4 protein-coding genes are annotated in these 6225 nt (G+C 50.6%); 3 read left to right on the forward strand and 1 reads right to left on the reverse strand.

What is annotated here, in order from left to right; all coding sequences use genetic code 11:
* The 3 genes from VIN66_RS16805 to VIN66_RS16815 form a co-directional block, all read left to right on the forward strand.
* The coding region (locus VIN66_RS16805) for an aromatic amino acid lyase (protein ID WP_331925055.1) at positions 1-268 on the forward strand (268 nt) is incomplete at its 5' end.
* Between the two features lie 10 nt (positions 269-278).
* Entirely contained in the window at positions 279-2282 is a 2004-nt protein-coding gene (locus VIN66_RS16810) for a urocanate hydratase (protein ID WP_331925056.1), read from the forward strand.
* A 167-nt stretch (positions 2283-2449) separates the two neighbouring features.
* On the forward strand, positions 2450-3745 hold the full coding sequence (locus VIN66_RS16815) for an aminotransferase class V-fold PLP-dependent enzyme (protein ID WP_331925057.1): 1296 nt from the start codon (positions 2450-2452) through the stop codon (positions 3743-3745).
* 19 nt (positions 3746-3764) lie between these two features.
* Here VIN66_RS16815 and VIN66_RS16820 read toward each other — a convergent pair.
* Positions 3765-6225 (reverse strand): tetratricopeptide repeat protein (locus tag VIN66_RS16820; protein WP_331925058.1); only part of this gene is annotated, 2461 nt, incomplete at its 5' end.

The following is a 6225-nucleotide window of genomic DNA, read 5'->3' on the forward strand; positions in this document are numbered from 1 at the left end:
TGTGTCTATGGGCAGTATCTCTGGCCGCAAATTAAACCAGATCTTAGGTAACCTGGAAAAAATTCTGGCGATAGAACTGATGTATGCCGCTCAGGCAATAGAGTTCCGCCGGCCAAATACCTGCTCTGATATCATTGAACAAAACTTTGCCCTCATTCGTAGCAAGGTGGCCAAGTTGGAAGAAGACCGCTTATTAAAGCCGGATATCGACGCCATGATTGAACTGGTGAAAACCCAGGCCTTTACTGTCAACTTTGCGCTGAACTAAGGGGAGACGGATGATGACTTTTCAGGACCAGATTAAGCAAGGTATCCCAGCCGAGTTACCGCCAGCTAAGCCGTATCCGGTGGATGCGAACCGGGCACCTAAGCGTAAAGACATACTGACCAAAGCAGAAAAGCAGCTGGCGGTGCGTAATGCGCTGCGTTACTTCCCAAAAGCTTGGCACAGCGAACTGGCGGCAGAGTTTGCCAAAGAGCTGAGTGATTACGGCCGTATTTATATGTACCGCTTTAAGCCGGACTACGAGCTAAAAGCGCGGCCAATTACTGATTATCCGGCCAACTGCCAGCAGGCCGCCGCCATTATGCTGATGATTGATAACAACCTCGACCCGGCAGTAGCACAGCACCCGGAAGAGCTGATTACCTATGGTGGTAATGGCGCCGTGTTCCAAAATTGGGCGCAGTATCGTTTAACCATGCAGTACTTAAGCGAGATGGAAAGCGATCAGACATTACACATGTACTCAGGCCACCCTATGGGGTTATTTCCGTCGTCGGAAGAAGCACCGCGGGTTATTGTCACTAACGGTATGATGATCCCGAACTACTCCAAGCCGGATGACTGGGAGCGCTTTAATGCCTTAGGTGTGACCCAATATGGCCAGATGACCGCCGGTTCATACATGTATATCGGGCCACAGGGCATAGTGCACGGTACTACCATCACGGTGATGAACGCGTTTCGTAAGGTGTTGCAAAAGGGCGAAAGTAGCAAAGGCAAAATCTTCCTCACCGCCGGTTTAGGCGGTATGAGTGGCGCCCAGCCCAAAGCCGGTAACATCGCCGGTTGTATTACTGTCTGTGCCGAAGTGAACCCGAAAGCCGCCACTAAGCGCCATCAGCAGGGCTGGGTTGACGAGCTAATCGACAACATGGACGCGCTGATTGCGCGGGTAAAACAGGCGCAAGCCAACGAAGAAGTTGTGTCGATTGCCTACATTGGTAACGTGGTGGATGTGTGGGAAAGCTTTTTTCAGAGCGATATTTTCGTGCACTTAGGCTCAGATCAAACCTCACTGCATAACCCGTGGTCGGGCGGTTACTACCCGGTTGGGATTAGCTATGACGAAGCGAATCGTTTGATCCGGGAAGAACCTGAGCTGTTTAAAGCTAAAGTGCAGGCGACATTAAAACGTCATGCTGACGCGGTGAACAAACACACGGCGAAAGGCACTTACTTTTTTGACTACGGTAATGCGTTTTTACTCGAAGCCTCACGTGCCGGTGGCGATGTGATGGCCGATAACGGCATCGATTTTAAATATCCCTCTTATGTGCAGGATATCTTAGGCCCGATGTGTTTTGACTACGGCTTTGGCCCGTTCCGCTGGGTCTGTACCTCCGGTAAGCCTGAGGATTTGGATAAAACCGATGCGATTGCGGCACAGGTGCTTGAGCGCCTTATGACAGAAGCGCCAGAAGAAATTCAGCAGCAAATGCAGGATAACATCACCTGGATTAAAGACGCTAAGCAGAACAAGCTGGTGGTCGGCTCGCAGGCACGAATTTTATATGCCGATGCGCAAGGCCGGATGGAAATTGCCGCAGCCTTTAACGCGGCCATTGCCCGCGGTGAAATTGGCCCGGTAGTGCTGGGGCGCGATCACCATGATGTCAGTGGCACCGACTCACCGTTTCGTGAAACTTCTAACATTTACGATGGCAGCCGATTTACCGCCGATATGGCTATTCACAACGTCATAGGTGACAGCTTCCGCGGTGCAACCTGGGTATCTATCCATAACGGCGGCGGGGTAGGCTGGGGCGAAGTAATTAACGGTGGCTTTGGTATGCTGCTGGATGGCACAAGTGAAGCAGACCGCCGCTTAAAGTCGATGCTGTTGTTTGATGTTAACAACGGTATTGCACGGCGTAGCTGGGCGCGTAACGCTGAGGCTGACTTTGCCATTAAGCGTGAAATGGCCAGAACACCGAAGCTGAAAGTCACACTGGCTAACCGGGTAGATGACGATATTCTGGATAAGCTGGCGTTTTAACAGCTTCAGATAGCTAATACTTAGCCCTGTCGGTTTTGCCGGCGGGGCTTTTTTATGCTTTTAAAAACACCTTGCTATACAACCGGCTAATGTCAGATTGGTGCAATTGTACGGCAGTTCGGGTTTTATACACTACACTGATTAAAATTTAATCAGGATGATTAAGTATGAAACGCCGCGATTTTCTTACTAAAACCTCATTATTACTCGGTAGCAGTTTGCTGCCGGTGTCTAACCTGCTGCAAGCCAGCACAGCAATACCCGCGCTTAAAACCGCAGATTGGAAAGGCCTGCGACAGCAGTTTGCTTTGACGCACGACTACATACATTTAGCTACCTTTTTGCTGGCGTCGCACCCCAAACCGGTGGCGGCGGCAATTGAACGGCATCGTAAAGCTTTTGATGAAAACCCGGCCGATTACTGGCATGAGCATTTTATGACCATTGATCACCAGATTGCTGCCGCAGCAGCAGAGTACATGGGCGGCGAAGCCTGGCAAATCGCGCTTACCGATAGCACCACTATGGGGCTCGCCATGGTGTACAGCGGTTTAAAACTGCGGCCGGGCGATGAAATACTGCATACGGTGCATGATCACTACTCTACCGATTTATCGCTTAAACTCAGGGCCGACAGAACCGGCGCTAAGGTGCGCCAGGTGGCACTGTATGATGATCCCGCACAGGTGTCGGTCGATGAAGTAGTTAGCAAGCTTAAAGCCGCGATAACAGCGAAAACGAAGGTGGTTGCCGTAACCTGGGTGCACTCCTCTACCGGGGTAAAACTGCCGGTGCGTGCTATTGCCGATATGCTGCATGAGCTGAATAACAGCCGGGCCGAGGCCGATCAGATTATTTTCTGCGTCGATGGCGTGCATGGCTTTGGTATTGAAAATGTAGATGTTTCCACCTTGGGCTGTGATTTCTTTATTGCCGGTACGCATAAATGGATTTTCGGTCCGCGCGGCACTGGCGTGATCTGGGGCAGCGAACGCGGTTGGCAGCACTGCACTGCGGTTATTCCCAGTTTTAGCCAATCCTATGATGTCTGGCTGGGTGGCAGCACCCAGGATCAGGTCGCCATTGGCGAGCATATGACACCGGGTGGATTTCATTCGTTTGAGCATCGCTGGGCACTACCCGAAGCCTTTAAACTGCATCTGCAACTGGGTAAAGCGGATGTGCAAAGGCGTATTCACCAGCTTAACAGCCAAACCAAGCAAGGCTTGGCTGACATGAGCGGGGTAAAACTGTATACGCCAATGTCGGCGGAGTTGTCGTCCGGCTTGGTATGTTTTGACTATAAACAAATGGCGCCGGACGATGTCGTTAAAGCGATGCATGGCAAAGGCATTATTATCAGCAGTACGCCGTACCGTAAGTCTTATGCCCGTTTTGCGCCCAGCCTGATAAATAACGAGCGGGAAATTGAACAGGCACTGGCGGCACTAAACACTGTGTAGCGATGGCAGCGTCGGCTGGCTAGAGAGTGTCTAGCAGGCTCGACGCTTTACTCCGGTATTCTGCCTGGCTGCTGCTATTAACCAACTTTTGCAGTATCAGCCGTGCTTCATCTTTACGTTGTAACTGTACCAGGCTCTCTGCCAGCAGGTAGTTTACTTCTGCATTAGTGCTGTCGAGTGCGAATGCCTGTCGCAGCACTGGTAGCGCCTGATCAAATTGACGCAGCTCGAGCAAAGCTTTAGCCCGTGTTAATTGAATCCGGGGGTTGTTACCAAGCAGCTTATCTGCCTGCGTTGCATACGACAGTGCTTGCTGTGGATCATCCTGTAACAACGCATTGGCTAAGTTATTGTATAACCATGGGTCATCGGTAAACTCGCCGGCGTTCAACAGCCGTTGATATTGTGTTTTGGCCGCGGCATAAGATTGATGGTTGATGTGATGCTCTGCCAGTAGCCGGCGCAGCCAGACATTTTCAGGGTGAGCATTAAGCTGTTGCTCAGCTGTCATGACAAAACCCTGATTATATTTTTCCTGCCGGGCTAATTCGTATAAACCGGCCCAGGCGCGATTGAAAAACGGGTCTTTGCTGATGCTGGTTTGAAAAGCAGCGAAAGCATCTGCGCTGTTACCTGTTTTGTTAGCATACTCTGCGCGCAGTAAATAGGCATCGGCACTTTGGCCTGATTCGCCTTTCAGTGCGGCCAGTTGCTCTTTCGCAAGCGTGAGTTTGTTGTTCGCTATCAGCATTGCTATGTATTCGTACTGATATACCGGTTGGTCTGGCGAGAGCTGTATTGCTGTAGCCAGGTTTTGCTGCGCCAGTTGCGTGTGCCCAAGTCGTTGCTGAATTTTGCCCAGCTGCAGCCAGTGACCACTGCTCAGTTCAGGCAGCGACTGAATAAGTTTTATTTTGTCCTCAGCTTGTGCTGTTTCGTTCAGTGCGAGTAGTACTTCGACTTCCTGAAACAGTAACTCTTTATCTAGAAACTCTTGCCGCAATGCCCGCTGTAGCAGATAGCGTGCATCTGTCAGGGCGTTGGTTGTTAAATAGTGGCGCAGCAGCAGGTCTACTGCCGGGCGGTAGTACTTGAGGTTAAGCATGGTATTTAGCCGTTGCTCTGCCTGTTGTGTTTTGTTCAGCTGCAGTTCTGCGGCAGCCAGCAGCACCGTTGTAGCCTGATGATAGGGCTGCTCTTTCAGCAGCGTTGAAAGTAAGGTTTCAGCCTCATTTATGTTGCCCTGACTAATCTGCAGATTGGCCAGTGTTAGTCTGCCGGCAAAGTGTTTTGGTTGTAGCGCCAATAGCTGCTGCAATATCTGGTTCACACTCTGGTATTGTTGCGCCTGTAACAGAATACCTGCATACAAGTTGAGATAATCCGGATTGTTTGGTGCCAACGTTATCAGTTGGTGAGCTTTTTCCAAAGCGGTATCATTGTCGCCAATATCCAGCGCCAGCAAAGCACCGGTTAACAGCGTCGCGGGCGTATTTGGGCTTAGCTGCCTATTGAGTTCCTGCAGGGCGAACTCCGGGCCATATAACTGGCGTTTTAAATCGGCATCCAGTGCAGCCATTGTTGCATCGGCTGGAAACCGGGCCCGGATGTCACTTAGCATCGTTTCAGCAGTTTTAAGCTTACCCGCGCGCATCGTCAGCAACACATGCTGAGCCAGCAGCGGGATTGAATTCTGGATATGCTGCTGGTGTCTCTCCAGAAAACGCAGTGCCATACTGGGTTCTCTGGTACGTAAATAGTGTTCCGCAATCAAAGCTATCGCATTTGAATCTTGCGGTTGCAGTTTAAGGTAAGCCTCTAAATCCTGAATCGCCTGTTCTGACGCCCCAAGCAGATAATTCAAAGCAGCCCTCAAGTACAGTTGTGCCGGTGCGGCGGCGAAGTAATCGGCTGGCAGTGCATTCAGATCATCGCGTAGCGCAACAAAATTAGTGGTTTCAGTTTTGTTATCCAGCACAGCGTTTAGCAGCAGTAAACTAAAACGCAGATAAGCATCATTCAGCCCCATGTCCTGCAGCTTAAGTAATAGCGGCCGGGCCTTGTCCGGCTGGCCTACAGCGAACCAGGCTGCGCTCAGTGCGCGTAACACGAAAGGGTTGTCGCTCTGCAGCGCCAAAGCACGCTGATAATAATCAAGAGCAGCTTCAGGTTGCTGTTGTTCTTTGGCCAGATTACCCAGCAGCAGCAGTGTTTCGATATTTTGCGGATCCTTACTCAGCGTTTGTTGTAGTAAATTATTGGCTTTTGCAAACTGACGTAATCTAATAGCCAGGCTGGCCTTGGCATTGAGTAAAGAGGCGTTGTCTGCAGAGAGCTGTTCTGCAGTCTGTAATAGTGCAGCTGCTTGGTCGTAGTTACCGTTTTCCTGATAAAGGTTCGCAGTGGCTAACAGCCAGTTAAAGCGCTTGGGCTGGCTTAATACACCATACTTTTCCAGTTGCAGTAGTCTGGATTCATCC

Source organism: Rheinheimera sp., assembly GCF_036568245.1.
Lineage (GTDB): Bacteria > Pseudomonadota > Gammaproteobacteria > Enterobacterales > Alteromonadaceae > Alishewanella.